18 protein-coding genes and 1 pseudogene are annotated in these 16158 nt (G+C 44.0%); 8 read left to right on the top strand and 11 right to left on the bottom strand.

Features of this window, described 5'->3' with window-relative positions; genetic code table 11:
• Positions 1-30: 30 nt before the first annotated feature.
• The 4 genes and pseudogenes from msrA to ABHN01_RS22760 all read right to left on the bottom strand — a co-directional run bounded on the left by msrA (position 31) and on the right by ABHN01_RS22760 (position 3000).
• The gene (gene msrA, locus ABHN01_RS22775) at positions 31-573 is read right to left on the bottom strand and encodes a peptide-methionine (S)-S-oxide reductase MsrA (protein ID WP_429877426.1); all 543 of its coding nucleotides are present in this window, start codon (positions 571-573) and stop codon (positions 31-33) included.
• 410 nt (positions 574-983) lie between these two features.
• Positions 984-1814 (bottom strand): aldo/keto reductase, encoded by an 831-nt coding sequence (locus tag ABHN01_RS22770; RefSeq protein ID WP_429877425.1) that lies wholly within the window; start codon positions 1812-1814, stop codon positions 984-986.
• Between the two features lie 164 nt (positions 1815-1978).
• A pseudogene (locus ABHN01_RS22765) lies at positions 1979-2736 on the bottom strand (methyl-accepting chemotaxis protein).
• 84 nt (positions 2737-2820) lie between these two features.
• Positions 2821-3000 (bottom strand): CHASE3 domain-containing protein, encoded by a 180-nt coding sequence (locus ABHN01_RS22760; RefSeq protein WP_429877424.1) that lies wholly within the window; start codon positions 2998-3000, stop codon positions 2821-2823.
• Between the two features lie 151 nt (positions 3001-3151).
• Between ABHN01_RS22760 and ABHN01_RS22755 the strand changes: the two genes are divergently transcribed.
• Entirely contained in the window at positions 3152-5248 is a 2097-nt protein-coding gene (locus tag ABHN01_RS22755; protein WP_429877423.1) for a DNA topoisomerase 3, read from the top strand.
• A 75-nt stretch (positions 5249-5323) separates the two neighbouring features.
• On the opposite strand, the gene ABHN01_RS22750 is transcribed toward ABHN01_RS22755, so the two are convergent.
• A complete protein-coding gene (locus ABHN01_RS22750) occupies positions 5324-6817 on the bottom strand; it encodes a response regulator transcription factor (protein WP_429877422.1) in 1494 nt (497 codons plus the stop codon).
• A 202-nt stretch (positions 6818-7019) separates the two neighbouring features.
• Here ABHN01_RS22750 and ABHN01_RS22745 point away from each other — a divergent pair, with 202 nt between their 5' ends.
• The 4 genes from ABHN01_RS22745 (at position 7020) to ABHN01_RS22730 (ending at position 9990) form a co-directional block, all read left to right on the top strand.
• On the top strand, positions 7020-7619 hold the full coding sequence (locus tag ABHN01_RS22745) for a DUF6230 family protein (protein ID WP_290401656.1): 600 nt from the start codon (positions 7020-7022) through the stop codon (positions 7617-7619).
• A gap of 17 nt (positions 7620-7636) precedes the next feature.
• The gene (locus ABHN01_RS22740; RefSeq protein WP_429877421.1) at positions 7637-8050 is read left to right on the top strand and encodes a DUF6114 domain-containing protein; all 414 of its coding nucleotides are present in this window, start codon (positions 7637-7639) and stop codon (positions 8048-8050) included.
• Positions 8047-9315, top strand: coding sequence for a hypothetical protein (locus ABHN01_RS22735; protein WP_429877420.1), 1269 nt, complete (start codon positions 8047-8049; stop codon positions 9313-9315). The genes ABHN01_RS22740 and ABHN01_RS22735 overlap by 4 nt, the downstream gene beginning before the upstream one ends.
• 387 nt (positions 9316-9702) lie before the next feature.
• Positions 9703-9990: a DUF3817 domain-containing protein gene (locus ABHN01_RS22730; protein WP_290401660.1), complete on the top strand. Its 288-nt coding sequence runs from the start codon at positions 9703-9705 to the stop codon at positions 9988-9990.
• Between the two features lie 62 nt (positions 9991-10052).
• Here ABHN01_RS22730 and ABHN01_RS22725 read toward each other — a convergent pair whose 3' ends face one another.
• The 3 genes from ABHN01_RS22725 to ABHN01_RS22715 all read right to left on the bottom strand — a co-directional run bounded on the left by ABHN01_RS22725 (position 10053) and on the right by ABHN01_RS22715 (position 12317).
• Positions 10053-10775: an amino acid ABC transporter ATP-binding protein gene (locus ABHN01_RS22725; RefSeq protein ID WP_429877430.1), complete on the bottom strand. Its 723-nt coding sequence runs from the start codon at positions 10773-10775 to the stop codon at positions 10053-10055.
• Positions 10776-10806: 31 nt separating this feature from the next.
• Positions 10807-11469, bottom strand: a complete 663-nt coding sequence (locus ABHN01_RS22720; protein WP_429877419.1) for an amino acid ABC transporter permease — start codon at positions 11467-11469, stop codon at positions 10807-10809.
• A gap of 62 nt (positions 11470-11531) precedes the next feature.
• Entirely contained in the window at positions 11532-12317 is a 786-nt protein-coding gene (locus ABHN01_RS22715) for a transporter substrate-binding domain-containing protein (protein WP_290401662.1), read from the bottom strand.
• Positions 12318-12658: 341 nt separating this feature from the next.
• Here ABHN01_RS22715 and ABHN01_RS22710 point away from each other — a divergent pair, with 341 nt between their 5' ends.
• Both ABHN01_RS22710 and ABHN01_RS22705 read left to right on the top strand, forming a co-directional pair.
• Complete coding sequence (locus tag ABHN01_RS22710; RefSeq protein WP_290401663.1) at positions 12659-13243, top strand: hypothetical protein; 585 nt, start codon at positions 12659-12661, stop codon at positions 13241-13243.
• 238 nt (positions 13244-13481) lie between these two features.
• Positions 13482-13685, top strand: coding sequence for a uracil phosphoribosyltransferase (locus ABHN01_RS22705; RefSeq protein ID WP_429877429.1), 204 nt, complete (start codon positions 13482-13484; stop codon positions 13683-13685).
• Positions 13686-13694: 9 nt separating this feature from the next.
• Here ABHN01_RS22705 and ABHN01_RS22700 read toward each other — a convergent pair whose 3' ends face one another.
• From ABHN01_RS22700 to ABHN01_RS22690, 3 genes are all read right to left on the bottom strand, one after another.
• Positions 13695-13976 (bottom strand): DUF5316 family protein, encoded by a 282-nt coding sequence (locus tag ABHN01_RS22700; RefSeq protein WP_429877418.1) that lies wholly within the window; start codon positions 13974-13976, stop codon positions 13695-13697.
• A gap of 37 nt (positions 13977-14013) precedes the next feature.
• Positions 14014-14346, bottom strand: a complete 333-nt coding sequence (locus ABHN01_RS22695; protein ID WP_429877417.1) for a hypothetical protein — start codon at positions 14344-14346, stop codon at positions 14014-14016.
• A gap of 186 nt (positions 14347-14532) precedes the next feature.
• Positions 14533-15171: a type 1 glutamine amidotransferase domain-containing protein gene (locus tag ABHN01_RS22690; protein ID WP_429877428.1), complete on the bottom strand. Its 639-nt coding sequence runs from the start codon at positions 15169-15171 to the stop codon at positions 14533-14535.
• A gap of 521 nt (positions 15172-15692) precedes the next feature.
• On the opposite strand from ABHN01_RS22690, the gene ABHN01_RS22685 reads away from it, so the two are divergent.
• Positions 15693-16148: a hypothetical protein gene (locus ABHN01_RS22685; protein ID WP_429877416.1), complete on the top strand. Its 456-nt coding sequence runs from the start codon at positions 15693-15695 to the stop codon at positions 16146-16148.
• The last annotated feature ends 10 nt before the right edge of the window (positions 16149-16158 follow it).

Raw genomic sequence — 16158 nt, 5'->3', positions numbered from 1 at the left:
ACTTTGTCTACAAGCTGAGACAGCTGTCGATCAGCTGTCTTTCCTCCAATTCTCTTCAATAAAGGCATCTCTTCCGGAATCAATACGTTCCTGCTTATACTCCTCAGGGTTCTTCTTGTAGAAATCCTGATGATAATCTTCGGCTGCGTAGAATTCTGAAGCCGGCAGGATCTCTGTGACAATTGGCTTGTTGAAACGGCCGCTGCTGGCTACTTCTTTTTTTGAACGCTCGGCCAGTTCCCGCTGTTTCTCATTGTGAAAGAAAATTGCGGTTTTGTATTGGCTTCCTCTGTCAAAAAATTGGCCGCCTTCATCTGTTGGATCAATTTGAGGCCAATATAGATCCAGTAATTTTTGAAAAGGAAAAAGAACCGGATCGAAAGTGATCTCTACCGCCTCGTAATGGCCGGTCGTCCCTTTTTTAACTTCTTCATAGGACGGTTTTTCCACATGGCCGCCTGTATACCCTGAAATGATGCCATGAATGCCTGGCATTTCATCGAACGGCTTGACCATGCACCAGAAACAGCCTCCGGCAAACGTTGCTTTTTCAAGGTGTTTATCTTCTTTCATGTTGACTCCCCCTTAATTCCTGTTCAGTCTTTTCATCATATATGGTTAAAGGGAGAAAATCCATTAAAAAGGCCGGTTCTACCACAGAACCAGCCTCATCTTTTTTAATTAATCATCGAGATAATCTTTATGGTTTTTATTCCTTTTTTTGCGTCTGGCCGAACGAACAACTAAAATGACAATGATGATAATTAGTAAGATACTAACGTTTAAGAATCCGCCAAAGAATAGTAGTATGTCTTTTAACCAATCTGTTATTGATTCCATGCTGTCATTCACCTCTTATTTCTACATTACCCAGTTAACGCTTAACTTAATCTTTAACTTTGATGCCAAGTGGATATCTTACAGCATCAGATCCTCAGAACAAAAGAAAACACCCAGCATAACTTTTGCTGGGTGTTTCGCATTCAATCATAAAAATAATGTCCGGAATCAGATCCGATCCTTCGGTTTTCATTCAAAAAGTGGATGTTGACCATATCTTCAATCGGCAGTTCAAAATCAAAAATATCAATATTTTCACGGATACGATGAGGTGTCGCTGATTTTGGAATGACGGGAATTCCGTTCTGAAGCGCCCACCTCAAAACGACCTGAGCCGGCGTTTTTTCGTGTTTTTCTGCAATCTGTACAATGAGGCTCTCAGAAAGAATTTCTCCTTGCATTAACGGGCTCCATGCTTGCACTTGTATGTTATTCTGATGGCAGAAATGCATGAGCGGTTTCTGGTTCATCCGCGGATGATACTCCACCTGATTAACAAACGGCTTGATCTCGCAATGTCTGATCAGCTCCTGCAGATCACGAACACCAAAATTGCAAACGCCGATTGCCCGTACATCACCGCGGTTATATAAAATTTCCAGCGCTCTCCATGTTTCTTGAATCCTTCCTCTACTCGGCCAATGAATCATATATAGATCAATATAGTCCACACCTAGTTTTCGTCTGCTCTCATCAAAGGCTGCCAGTGTATGGCTGTATCCATGGGATGTATTCCATAGTTTAGTTGTGATAAACAGGCGGTCTCTCGCGATCATACTTTTTTGTAAAGCGCTTCCAATTTCTGCTTCATTTTGATAAATGGCTGCTGTATCAATGCTTCTGTACCCGGCATCAAGAGCGGTATGTATGGCTCGTTCGACCGCTTGCCGGCGCTGAAGCCTGCAGGTGCCGAGCCCGACCCATGGCATGGTCACGCCGTTTGCAAGCACCGTTCCTTCATCCAAATGAATCATTATTTTTCCCCCGTTTTTCATACTTTCTATACTTTATGCAGACAAACTGATTTTCATCTTAAAAAGCAGAAAAAACGTAAAAAATAACGGCCGGCATCCGATATTAAATACAAGTAACATCAATCTAAAAAAGGGACTCCATGGGTCCCTTTTTTAATGGTTGTTTAGATTTTAAACCTCGAGATCATCTCTTGAAGCTCTTCCGCCATAAAAGACAGCGACTGTGCAGAAGCTGTGATCTCTTCCATGGAGGCAAGCTGTTCTTCAGTGGAAGCTGCGATGCTTTGTGCGCTCTCGGACGACTCTTTTGCGCTTGACGCCATCTCACCGGCTGATAGAGCTATGGCATTAGATCCATTCGCCAGCAGCTTGGTAGCTCCTGAAATCCCCATAATTTTTTCATTTACATCAATCACGGACTCCTGGATGAGATGAAATTGCTTTTCCGCTTCCTGAACAACCGTAAGTCCCACTATCACATTTTCTTTTACGTTTTCGATTGACTGGCTTGACGCTCCGGTATCTTGCTGAATTTGTTCAATCAAGCTTCTGATCTCCTGGCGGAATGACCGGATTGCTCGGCAAGCCTTCTTACTTCCTCCGCAACAACAGCAAAGCCCCTCCCGCTTTCACCCGCCCTTGCAGCTTCGATGGACGCATTCAAAGCTAGCAAGTTCGTTCGATTAGAAATATATGTAATAATGGATACGATGTCCCCAATGGATTGGGACCGCACTCTTAGTTCGTCGATTCCTTCGCAGGTAATATTAACCTCTTCTTCAATTTTTTTCATTTTTTCAACAGTGCGGCTTACATATTTCTTTCCTTCTTTTGCTTGGCCGGAAGCTGTGCCTGTCAGTTCGCCGGCATGAGAAGCATTGCCAGATATGACATCCAGCTGCTGAGCGGTTTCTTCGATCATTTCGGCACTGCTTGCTGATTTCTCCATCTCTGGATGTCTGCGCCTGAGGCATTGTCACCGGTCAGAATATACGCTCTTTCATCATTAGAGTAGCCGCCAGAAAAACTGCAGATCCTTCAAGGCCGTCTGCAGATCCTGTTTGTCCCCCAGCTCCCCGCTCAGCTTGTTCTGTTTATAGCTGCTGTAGTACGAAAAACCGCCTGCTACGATGAGAGCAAAAATGGTTGTTCCGATCAGAATCACTAACTTATTTCGTATTTTCATAGGCTGCACCTCTTTATTTGTGCTACTCTCTATATCGGAAAATATTCTTTACCAGGCTTCAAAACATTTTCGAAGAAACCTGCTTTCGGCTATACTGGTAAAGGACGCAGCTTGAACAGACTGCCTGAACGAGAAAGGAGATTTTCATCCCATGAAATCCATTGTTCTTGCCGAAAAGCCAAGTGTAGCCAGAGACCTGGCCCGCGTACTTGGCTGCAACCAGCAAACAAAACAATCTATCGAAGGACCAAAGTACATTGTTACTTGGGCGCTTGGCCACCTGGTGGAGCTGAAGATGCCTGAGGATTATAACAAAGAATATAAAACGTGGCGGATGGAAGATCTGCCTATCATTCCTAAAGAAATGGGCCTAAAACTTATTCGCCAGGTGAGCCATCAGTTTAAAGGGATCGAACACCTGGCCAGACGCAAAGATGTTTCAGAATTTATTATTGCAACGGATGCGGGGCGTGAAGGTGAGCTTGTCGCCCGCTGGATCCTCGAAAAACTCCGCTGGAAGAAACCAGTCAAACGCCTTTGGATCTCATCCCAGACAGACCGGGCCATAAAGGATGGATTTCGCCATTTAAAACCAGCCAAAGAGTATGACTTTTTGTATCAGTCTGCCGTATGCCGTTCTGAAGCTGACTGGCTGATCGGATTGAACGTAACACGAGCCCTGACGACAAAATACAACGAACAGCTGTCTGCCGGCCGCGTACAGACTCCGGCCCTTTCCATGATTCTAGAACGAGAAGCTGAGATCAAAGCGTTTGTCCCTAAGGAGTATTTTACGGTCGATGCCAAGATCGGACCGCTTGATGCAGCTTGGGAAAATAACGGAGAACGAAGAATATTCGACCGGAATAAGGCTGAGAGAATCATTGAGTTGATTAAAAATGAAAAAGGGTCTGTTTCTTCTGTCCAAACGAAGGCAAAATCGGAACAGCAGCCAATGCCATACGACCTGACAGAACTGCAGCGTGACGCGAATCGCCGCTTCGGTTTCTCGGCGAAAAAAACATCGAGCGTGCTTCAGAACCTGTATGAGCGCTACAAGCTTGTCACCTACCCGCGGACCGATTCCAAATATTTGACCGCCGATATGGAGCAGACGATGACCGACCGTCTTCAGGCCCTTTCCTCTGCCTATCGCGATGAGGTGCAGCCCGGGTTAAGAAATAAAGGAAAAGTAGCTGCAAGAAAAGTGTTTAATAACAGCAAGGTCTCGGATCACCATGCGATCATCCCGACAGATGAAACACCTCACCTTGGCGACCTTTCTGCCGATGAACGAAAGCTTTACGATATCATCGTCCGCCGCTTTCTTGCTTTATTCTACGGACCGTACCAAACGGAGACGATTCACGCAGTCATCAATGTTAAAGGCGAAACATTCTCAGCAAGGGAAACGAAAATTGTGGATGCTGGATTTAAAAAAGTGACCGGAAAAGATGAAGACCGTTCGGATTCAAAGCCGCTCGGTGCGGTCAGAACAGGACAGGAATTCAGTGTAAAGGACTCCTGTCTTCAGAAGAAGCTGACCGAGCCGCCGGCACGTTTCAATGAAGCAGATCTGCTGGCCCGCATGGAGAAATTCGGCCTTGGAACACCGGCTACACGCGCCGATATTATTGAACGCCTGCTGAGCACTGAAGCCATCGACCGGCAGAACAACCGCCTTCATCCGACTCCTAAGGGAAAACAGTTGATCGAATTAGTGAACAGTGAATTGAAATCTCCTGAACTCACAGCAAAATGGGAGAAAGAACTGGAAGACATCGCACGAGGAAAGGGCAATCCGAAAGCATTCCTTGATAATATCCGCAAGCAGACGAAACAGCTGGTACAAGAGATTAAGGGAAGTGAACAAACGTATAAAGCACATAACCTTACCGGCTCCAAGTGTCCGGAATGCGGAGAACTGATGAAAGAAGTGAAAGGGCGCGACGGCAAGATGCTCGTCTGCTCAAGCAGAGAGTGCGGATTCCGAAAACGGAAGGATCCTAAGCTGTCCAACCGTCGCTGTCCGCAGTGCCAAAAAAAGATGGAGATCCATAACGGAAAGGCTGGAACCTACTTTCAGTGCCGCCCATGCAACGTTGTCGAAAAAGCGGAGGACCGCAAGAAGACCGTCTCCAAACGCGAAGAACGCCAGTTGATGAAGAAGTATACAAAGAAAGACGAAGCCCCATTGGGGAACAGCCTGGCCGACGCCTTGAAGGCTGCATTGGAGAAAAAAGATTAAAATTTTGGTGGCTTGGTGCCAGGCACCTGCTTTTGACATTTGTCAAAAAGCGGTGCCTGGCACCATTTTTTTAGCCTAATCGATCAGATTGAGCCTGATGGCTTTCACTACAGCTTCGGTCCGGTTTTTCACTTTCAGCTTTTTAATGATGGCAGCTACATAATCTCGAACCGTGTAAGGGCTTAGATGGAGATGCTCCGCAGCACATTGAATCGTTTCACCCTGTGCCATAAGCTTTAGCACCTCTTTTTCTCTCGCAGTAAGCAAGGGGGAACCAAAATCCAGCTGCTGTATGATGTTCCCCCATTGTTTATAAAGGGCCTCTCCTGCATATTGGCCAAACTTCATCAGCAATGCCTGCTGATTCGGTTTCGGCTCCTCAAACCATTCACCGTCCTGATCCAATAGAATCAGACCGAGCAGCCTTCCTTTTCTTGGTGTAAAAATCGGAACGGCCACAAGAGAGGCTACCTGATATTGTTCGACCAGCCGCCTTGGGATATGCTCTGCTGCATTTTCAAGATAAACAGGCTTGGACTGAAGGATTTTCTGAAGGTACTTTTCCAAAAATGATACCTCTGAGAATGCCACCTTTATATTCTGGACATCCTTGCCCAAGTTCTTATGTGCAGCAAAAATACCTCTCTCTACCTTTGGGGAATAGAGAAACAAAGCGCTCCGTTTATAGGAAAGATAGTCAACAAACCCATGTGCCACCGTTTTTAACGTATCCGAACAGGTTTGTGCCATGAGAAGCCGCAGGGTAAATAATAGAGCTGCGTCTTTCCATTCATTTTCACTTTCAAGCGTGTTCATCTTAATCTGCCTTTTATACATGTTTGAAATGAGCTCAATCCGCTGATAAGAGATGCTTGAAGCGTCAGATGACTTTAAGCAAAGCAGGAGGGTTTCCTTTGCAAAAGAGATGGGAATGATTCTCGGCTGCTTAGCCCCAGGATTCAGGAGCCGGCATAAAGCAAGAGAGAGCTGTTCTACTGTATTGGCGGACATCGTCATGCAGATATCGATGATCGATTTCGTCTCTTTTGTGGAATCGAGACTTCTCAGTTCGACCAGCCTGTACTCAAAATCTTCTATTCGTAAAAGTGCCGCCCAATGGAGCGGAATAATGTTGGAAGTGATCATTGTATCGAGCCATTTGTTTCCGTTCGTTTCTGTTGTTAAAGGGATGAGAACCTGGTCGAGGATCTTATTGAAAATATACTGAATCGACTGATGATCAATTATTCTCGGATTCTCCTTCTCCTCCAAAATATGATGAATCATATTTTCAATCGCGGACAGCAAAAAGATCACCTGGCTGTAATCAATATCCATGGAATACTGATCTCTCCATTGGGTCAGCATGGCAAGAATCAGCTGATTGATATGATCATAGTCATTTTTCTCTAGAAGTTCTTTAAATGAATAAGTCATCATACCGTCAAATTCAGAGATGAGGTCTTCTTGCTGAGAGGAAAGTTCATTTTTCACACGTTTCCAGTTCATTAAGATGTCTCCCCCGTATTTTGTCAGGAGAGCAATGCCGTTTAAAAAAAGCGCTTCCACCTCAATTCCTCCCTCTATTTTCGATACTTTCTATCACTTTATATTTTTCGAAATATTTTTACAATATATGCCCTTTTTTACCCTACATTTGTCGGGGTTAAAAAGTGGATTACGATATTTAACGGAATTGTCAGTTTACTTTCCCGAAAGTAAAGTAAATGTATATTAAAGCGTTTTCATAAAATTGAAAGAGGTGGCGTTGATGAGTGAGAAAACCGTCCAATTAAAGCCTGTGGCCAATAAAGGAGGAACGAACAAGAAGGTCTTCTGGAAAGCTTTTGGCTCCGGAATGATCGTACTGACTGCCCTTCTTAGTTTTATGGGGATTTCAGGTACCGCTTACGCTATACCAATGGCAGGTGTTGGTGATTTTTACGTTGTTTTTGATCACCTTGAAGGCAAAGGATATACCTTTTATCCAAAAATGGGTGAATCAAGCAAAGAAAAATCCACACCTCAAGGCACCAACCTGATTAAAGATCTAACCATCAATAACCTTCAGCTCTACAAAGATTTCAACATCAGCGGTGATAAATGGATCCGTGTGAAAATTACGGCTAAAAAGCCAGTGCATATCTCTGGATTGCAGCATGATGCTTCCGTCATTGAGGCCGATGCAAAATTCAGCAACCTGGCGCTGAAAGAAAAACAGAGCAACGACTGGCAGAAGCAATTTCAACAAACCTCATCCACCATCCAGCTCGATCATGCAAAATTGAAAACTCATTATCTCTTTCAAGAAAAGATCGTCATGAACGGTATGAAAGTAACCGTTGAACGCATCAACAAACCGGGCAACTAACATGGGAGGTGAAGAGCATGAGCGCAAGACAATGGAAACAGGAACGACCCTTTCTTGGTTCGATTCTGACGCTTCTGAGCGGGGCACTTATTTTATGGGTTCCCTTAAATTTAATCGTCAAAGCCTTCCTGCCAGGCACAGTATCCGTTATTGGAATCCTGTTCGGGGGCTTGGTGCTGTTAATCGGCATCATGGCACTTTTCTTTCCTCAGTTTTCTAAAGTGTTTGGTATTGTGGCCATCTTTTTATCCATCCTCTCGATTGTTGGTGCCCTTGGCGGTTTTCTCGTCGGAACACTCCTTGGTATTACCGGGGGTTCCTTAATGGTCGCCTGGAGCCCTCCTGCCGCTGATCGTGGAACGGATGAACAGCCCGGCGAGGCCACAGACGATGATCTTTACATTCCTCATAAGATGGTACAAGCAAAATGATGGTTCGAACACTGATGGCCATCACTTGTCTTTTAGGGCTGACAGGACTTTTTAGCCCGTCTCAGGCAAAAGCAGAGACAGCTGGCCAAAAGTTAGAAGGATTTGTCATCAGTGCCGACCGGGTGGATGGCGGCACCATGCTTCCCCAGGTGGTTATGGGAGAAACATCAGCCAATAAGCAAAAACCGATGATTCGCTTTCAATACCGGAATGCCACACTTTATGGCATGAAGCTGACAAAAGTTCTGGCAACCGATCAAGGTCCGATCACCATCATCATGAATGCAAACGGTCCGGTTCATCTGACAGACTTGACCGTGGATGCTTCCGCATTTTCTTTAAAGGGAGCCTGTTTGAAGGCGGGTGAATCTGTCCCTGAGCTTGGCCTTAAAAAGGTGACGATGCTCGTCCATCAGATGAACGCCGCTCAAGGCGAACTTTCCCGGCTTCAGCTTTCAACCGTCAAAGGCAATCATGAACTTCAACGGCCTGATGCACCAAAAGTTCTGCGGGATTTGTCCTCTCTTCCTTTTTTAGAAGCGAAAGATGCGATCGAGTCATTAATGAAAGGCCATCTTCCGCTTACGTGCGAGGATGAATCGAAGGAAGATCAGCCTGATGAAAAAAAAGAGGACTCGCTTCTTCCCGGTGTTAAACCCGATCAGAAAAAAGAGGACTCGCTTCTTCCCGGTGGTCAAAAGCCGGTGGATGATGCCGTTAAACCTGTTGAAGATAACATTGGAAGCGTAACAAAACCAGTGAAGGATACGATTGACCATACGACAGAACCGTTAAAAAAAATTAAGAAACCAGTAGATGATACAGTGGATAACGTTAAAAAACCGGTCAAAAAAGTGACAGAAACCGTTCCTAAAGTAGTGGATGATACGGATAAAACGGTCAAACGAGTCATTGATCCGGTAAAGAAACAATTAAAACGGACGAAACAGCAGCTTTGCAAAGACGCTGCTAAAATGGAGGGGAAAGTTCCTAAACAGCTGGGACTGGATTTAATCCACGCAGCCCAAAAGGAAAACGTTCCGCTGACTGATTTTTGTTCAAATAACAACGATGCGGAAAAACAATTAAAGCTGCTTCAGAATCAGCTGTTGAATAATCTGGATCTGCTTTCTCTGCTTAAAGGTGACGAGGATGAACTAGCCTCCCCTGAGCTTTTTGAGAAAATGGAAAAAGAGATGAAGAAACATTCAACATTAAAATTGCTGCCTCATCTGTTAAGCCCGTTGAATGGTCTCTTTGGTTAGGGCCATCTCCTCCAGGCAGTCTGGCCATTTATGTCCAGACTGCTTTTTTATTTCATTTCCATCCCCTTAGGCTTAAAATGGAAAATAAAAAAAATCGGGAGGGTCGATGACACATCGAAAGAGACCGATCCAACGTGAACCGGGATGAGGTTGTGAATCTCTACCATGCGGTTGGATGGACCAAACATAACCGGTCAAACATCAGCAAAATATATAATGCCAGCAGCCATACGGTATTTGCCCCTACATAGACGGGAAACTGGCAGAACTTGGAAACACGTTACAAAATAGACAAAAAGGGTTCACATAACGTACATGAAACATCCTCAACGCCTCCTCCCGATATGGTAAATTAAAAGGGAAATGAGATACAGGAGGTTACCAGGCATGAATCCATCCATTAAACGATTTATACTCATTGGTATACTTGAAGGAATATCTTTTTTAGTTTTGCTTGGCATCGCCATGCCATTAAAGTATTTTGCAGACTATCCGCTAGCGGTAACGATTGCGGGATCACTGCATGGGCTTTTCTTTGTTCTGTACCTGATCGCCCTTGCGAATGTGACCTTTAAAAACCGCTGGCCGTTTACTCTGGTCATGGGAGCACTCGTTGCCTCCGTCCTTCCATTCGGCCCCTTTGTGTTTGACTCCTACCTGAAAAGAAAAGCGTAACAAATTGGGTGCCAGGCACCGCTTTTTGACAGTTGTCAAAAGACGGTGCCTGGCACCCTTTCCTATAGGATTGTACCGAGGAAGTCTTTTGTGCGCTGGTTCTGCGGCTGAGAAAAGATCTGTCTCGGGTTTCCTTTCTCCACAATTTTTCCATCGTGCATATACACCACCGTATCAGCGGCTTCTCTCGCAAATCCCATCTCATGGGTCACAACAAGCATGGTCATGCCTTCTTTCGCAAGATCCTTCATCGTGGCAAGCACCTCACCTACAAGTTCCGGATCCAGGGCAGATGTAGGCTCGTCAAAAAGCATGATCTTCGGCTTCATAGCGAGCGACCTAGCAATAGCCACCCTCTGCTTTTGTCCCCCTGATAGTTTCGAAGGATACACATCTTCTTTATCAGCCAGTCCGACCTTTTTCAAAAGCGCTCTGCCTTCTTGAACAGCCTGGTCATTAGGCACTTTTTTAACCATAAGTGGAGCTTCTATGACATTCTCGAGTACGGTTTTATGAGGAAATAGGTTAAAGTGCTGAAAAACCATTCCCACTTCCTGCCTGACCTTGTTTAAGTCCGTATTCTCGGGTTCTACTACTTTTCCATCGATCGTGATCGTACCGCTTTGTTTGTATTCTAAGAAGTTTAAACAGCGGAGCAGCGTACTTTTCCCTGAACCGCTGGCGCCAATCAATACAACAACATCCCGTTCATGCACTTCAAGGTTTACATCCTTCAGCACATGAAGATCTCCAAACGATTTATTCAAATCTCGGACGTTGATCATGACTTTTCTCTGTTCCACCCTACTCCACCTCCTATTCATCTCCACCGGCAAATCTGCCTTCCAGCTTGTTAACCAAAAGGGTAAAAAGAAGAACCAGCACTAAATAGTAGATTGCTACAATCAAAAGATAGGTCATTTCTTCAAAGGTCCGTGATCCTTGTGTGGTTGCCACATTGAACAATTCCGAGGAAGAAATAAATGCAGCAAGCGAGGAATCTTTTAGACCGATAATAAATTGGTTCCCAAGGGGTGGAAGAGCACGCCGGAATGCCTGCGGCAAAACGATGCGCCTCATGGCAAGAGAAGTGCTCATCCCTAGCGAACGCCCCGCTTCGAGCTGCCCTTTGTTAATGGATTGTATCGATCCTCTGAAAATCTCGGCAATATACGCACTGTTATGCAAGGCGAGTCCAAGCGTGGCACACCAGTATGGAGAAATACCGAGCTCAGCCAATCCAAAATAAAAGAAGAAAATCTGTACGATCAGTGGGGTTCCCCTGATAACCGCAATGTAAACGTTCGCGATGGCGTTTAATACTTTGCTGTTTGATAGCTTAAAGAAAGCAAACAGCAATCCTACTACCGTTCCTATTAATACAGAAACTACTGTAATCTGCAGGGTAAGCAGCAATCCTTTCATAAAGAGCGGATAGCTGTCGATGAACACATGAATGAAATGTCCGATATCAGGCAAACAGGTTCAGCTCCTTTTGCAAGAAAAGAATGTGCCGCATGCTCACACATTCTTCCAGAGAATTATGGTTTTTTCGTAATATCGATCTCGATATACTTTTTGCTCAATTTCTCCAATGTTCCGTCTTTTCTTAGTTCCTCAAGCGCTTTATTGACCGCCTTCAATAGTTTCTTGTCCTTTTTGGAAACAGCGATCGCCTGTTCACTCGTTCCAAGCGTTTCTGCTTCTGAAACCTTGAAGCCTTTTTTAATCGCCTGCTTGCCCGTAATGGTATCTGTAATGACACCTTCGTGCTTCCCTTCACTCAGGGCACGCAACGCTGTGACATCGCTGTCATAAACCGATATGTCTTTGGAATATTTTTGCGCTTCACTTTCATATGTAGATCCTTTGGCAACGGCAATATTTTTGCCTTTTATGTCTTTGAGCCCTTTTATGGAGCTGTCTTTCTTAACAAATAAAACCGGCCCTGAATAATAATATGGTGTACTGAAATTTACGGCCTTCTTCCTCTCAGGAGTAATCGTATGGCTAGCAACTGCAGCATCAAAACGATTGGTCTTTACCGCTGTAACAATTCCGTGGAATTTTTGTTTATCCACTTTTGCTTTTAAACCCATTTTCTTTGCAAGCGCCTTTCCTACCGCTACATCAAACCCATCAAGCTTGCCGTTTTTATCCGAGTAGCTGAACGGGTAAAACTCGCCAGATACGACAAATGAGAATACGCCGTCTTCTTTCAGCTCCACCTCATCACCGCTCGCGGTCTTGGATGTTGAGGACCCGCAGCCGGAAACCGACAAAACCATTGCAATAATCAGCAGTATAGGAACATAGAACTTTTTCACTGCATTTCCTCCTTTTTATTGTTTGATAGTTCTGAATAATTCAATGGTAACGTGTCCAAACACTGATTACTAGCTACAAGAGTACTAGAGAGATTGTACTATCCTGGGTAAAATTTCATGCTATTTTTTACCACAAGCACCGGCCTATTAAATTATTCATGGTTATCAACCTACTATCCTATGAAGTATTTACCCCAATAAACTACAATATAATCGTAGGAATATTCTAAATCTTGCAGAATAATTAAATTAACTCTTCATGTGAAACAAACAGGCAGCGTCATTTATAGGTCTATTGTCGCTGATCTGATACACCATAATAAAAGGAGGGACAATAAGCCATGCCTGATGAGGATCAAAAAGTCATTGTGCTTTCGGATTATGTAAAAAAGAAAAAACAAAAAGAAAGGGAAATGGCTGGTCCTGCACGGCTGCTGCTTCGTCTTACTGTGCTGTTTATAACAGCCAGCGTACTCATTTTTGGAATTTTCATGTGGCAGGATTATAAACGTACGACACTGTTTTCACACAATCCGAATGAGATATTTGAACTGTTGGACAGTCAGGATGCCAAGTCTCTTACCCCTGCTGTAAAAGAAAAAATCTCCTCGATGGCTGATGAAATTAAAGGATTGGAATACTTGGCCGTCTTTTCAGATCAACAAGGAGCAGGAAAGCCAAATAAACAAGCTCCCGATTATGTCTTCTCCACGGATGGCAAAAATGTAAAAGACACACTCGGAATGGGGAATGGCAAATGGCATATCGAATATAAATTTAAAGAAGAAAAAAGTAAACTCGTCTGGAACAGCTTCTTGGTTGTATTTATCTTTCTGTCCTTTGCTCTATTCATTTCCTGGATAGTGATCGGCTTTAAATATCCTGCAGGAATGACGATGACCAGCCGTATGATGTATATCAAATAACAAACAACCAAAAATCAGAAGTACGAGTTAAACTGCACTCTGATTGCTAGACTAAGGGATTGAGGTGCAGTTTTTTATTAATTTGACGGATGCAGTAATGCCCGCTCTTTTCCGGCTCCTTTGATAGAAAATGACATAAAAAATGAATTATTTCCCGGAAAATGTTTGGAGCTGTCGAATGGCTGCTGAATCATTTTTGTTTTATTTATCGTATAATAGAGGAAAGGAGTGATTGACAATCAGTAAGAGCAAGGCACGAAAACAAAGAGAACGACTCATTAGAGAAGGCAGAAGAAACCCTCTGGACGACCGGGGCAGCTATGCGCTTATTGATTTAAGAACAAGGAAAACAAAAACAAAAGCAGAAAAACTGAATCAGCAAAAGCACAAAGGCCGATTATCAGATTTACAACATCCTGATAAACGGCCTTTATGCGTTTAATCCTGTATTCTACCTTATTAGATATAGAACGGCCGCTGCAGCGCTGGGCAGTCCGAATAACAAAATATGAAAGGAATAATCACTTTTGCATTCCATCCGTCTTTTCTTTTTTGTGAGATTCCTTACGATCTGACCATCTAAAAAGAGGCAAAGCATAATGCCTGATAACATAAATGCTCCAAAGCCTAATGGACCAGCGACTTCTAATATGAACACCCAACGATCAGTCATCCAGGCGATGAAAACAATTATAACAGCAACTGCAACACCAGCGAACAGCCAATTCCTCATTGCTTAACCTCCATTTAAGTAAAAAACAGATGAAATTTTACCAAAAAGGCCTGAAACGCCGAATGCCATCGAACGGAAAGCCATAGAGTCCGTAACCAGGAGATACTCCTCCTGCTAGGATTGGAAACAAGCGGCTGTCTTCTGAGTCATCTCTCCTCATCGGCATGACCATATACATATTTTCTTTATCATACGTATGGAGCCTGCCGTGATATATATTAACATCGATCATCTCAAGCTCAATATGTTGTCCAACAAACTGCTGGCATAATAGATAATAATGATGATGGTGATGAGAACCTGTTTTCTCAGGTGTTGGAGCAGATGGCCTCGAATACGTTGTTGCTTTTAAATCTTTGTCTATGTTCAAAATTACTCCTCCTTTGTACATACCATCTTATTCCTTCCCTGCCAAAGTGCATCAATGTTCACCTACCTTCCCACAAAAATAGGTGCCGAGCTTTTTTACAAAGTAAAAAGAGCAGAGCACATTTTTCAAAAAAAAAAGTGCTGAGGAGATTTTCTTACACTCACCCTCAGCACCCGGTATTTTCAATCAGCTTTCCAGCACTTCAATGACTTTACGAGCGACACTATGGCTGGATTGCGGATTGTGTCCAGTCACAAGCTTACCATCCACGACCGCAAAATCTGCCCAGTTATCGCCATTTACAAATTCTGCACCAAGTTCACGCAGCCTTGTTTCCAAAAGAAACGGCACTTCTTCCGTAAGTTTCATTTCCCTTTCTTCAGAATCAGTAAATGCGGATACTTTCTTCCCTTTCACAATAGGTGTTCCGTCCTCATAGGCGGCTGTAACGAGTCCTGTTGGACCGTGGCAAACAGTGCCAATGACTTTGTCCCCTTGTGCAAACTGGGAAACTACCACCTGAAGATTTCTGCTGTTGGGAAAATCAAAAACGGCGCCATGCCCGCCTGGAAGAAAAATCGCATCATAGCCGTGCGCGTCCTCCCTCGTTAGCGCTGGCGTATCATTCAGCTGTGTTTTGGCTTCTTCAAATTCATCAATATTTCCTTGAAGGCTGCTGGGATCAAGCGGCACTTCTCCGCCTTCAATGCTGGCTATCTTAATATCGTATCCTTGTTTTTTGAATTCATTGTATGGAACGGCCAACTCTTCCAGCCAAAGTCCCGTTTTTTGATCACCAATTTTATCATGGCTCGTTGCGACCATTAATACTTTTTTAGCAGACAATTGCTTCACTCCTTTTGGACGTCTGTTTTAAAGCACTCCTGCACCCGTATCTATTCCTTTTATTTCAAAAAAATAAACGTCAGCTGGTCAAATCACTTTCCATATATGGAATAACGGAAGAATGCGAAACAAAACCCTGAATTCAGCCAAATCGTGTTGTGTTCAGGGGTGTTTTTCATTCTTGATGCTTTGTTTCCTTTAACGTAACTCTCGACCTTCACCATTTCATTATCGTTAAGTTTAATATTCTTCACTTCAATGCTTTTCCACTTTGAAGAAGAAGGAATCGAACGTATACTTTTTCGCCGTTATTTTCCACAAACAATTCCGCCTGTTTATGTTATCCAAGGACTACAACGGGTGTTCCCCAACCACTCCACCCCAATAAATCGGGGGTTTTTCTTTGCTTGATGTACTGCACTCAGCCACGCCCTCCGTCCAAGCCTCTGTCCCATATACCGCATATCATAATTCATACCATTTAAAAATGAGGGAAACCGATGAAATTTAATTTTGGCGACCGAACAACGGATGCTAAAAAATACAGTACGTTCCAAAAAAAACTTTCGATTAACAAGGAAGCTGACCTGAACAGCCCGAGCGATTTTCTCCCAGACAATGAAGAGGTTCCACTTCTTTACGTCCAATTTATCCAGCTCTCTAAAGGGGATAGGGTAGAAATCAATGCATCAGCAGGGTGGACGGCGGGTTTCCCGTGTGAATCAGCTACCATCACACTCACCGTCAGACGCAATCAAGAAGCTGTTATAGCCCAAAGCTCTCAGACAACTCAAGACCTTCAGCAGCAAAGTACAGCGACCGTCACTGGCTCGGAGGAACTGACTGAAAACGTGGAGGTTGCCCGGTATACGTTGTATGCATCAACAGAACAAGCCGGCAGAATACGGATGAGCGGTTCCTTCAGCCTTCTCGCTGTCGTAAGGCTTGCTAAATAAAAAAAGCCGG

It is taken from the genome of Fictibacillus sp. NRS-1165 (genome assembly GCF_050468105.1).
Classification (GTDB): Bacteria; Bacillota; Bacilli; order Bacillales; family Fictibacillaceae; genus Fictibacillus_C; species Fictibacillus_C terrinigri.
The sequence above is the reverse complement of the archived record's forward strand: the minus strand, read 5'-3'. Positions and strand labels throughout refer to the sequence as shown.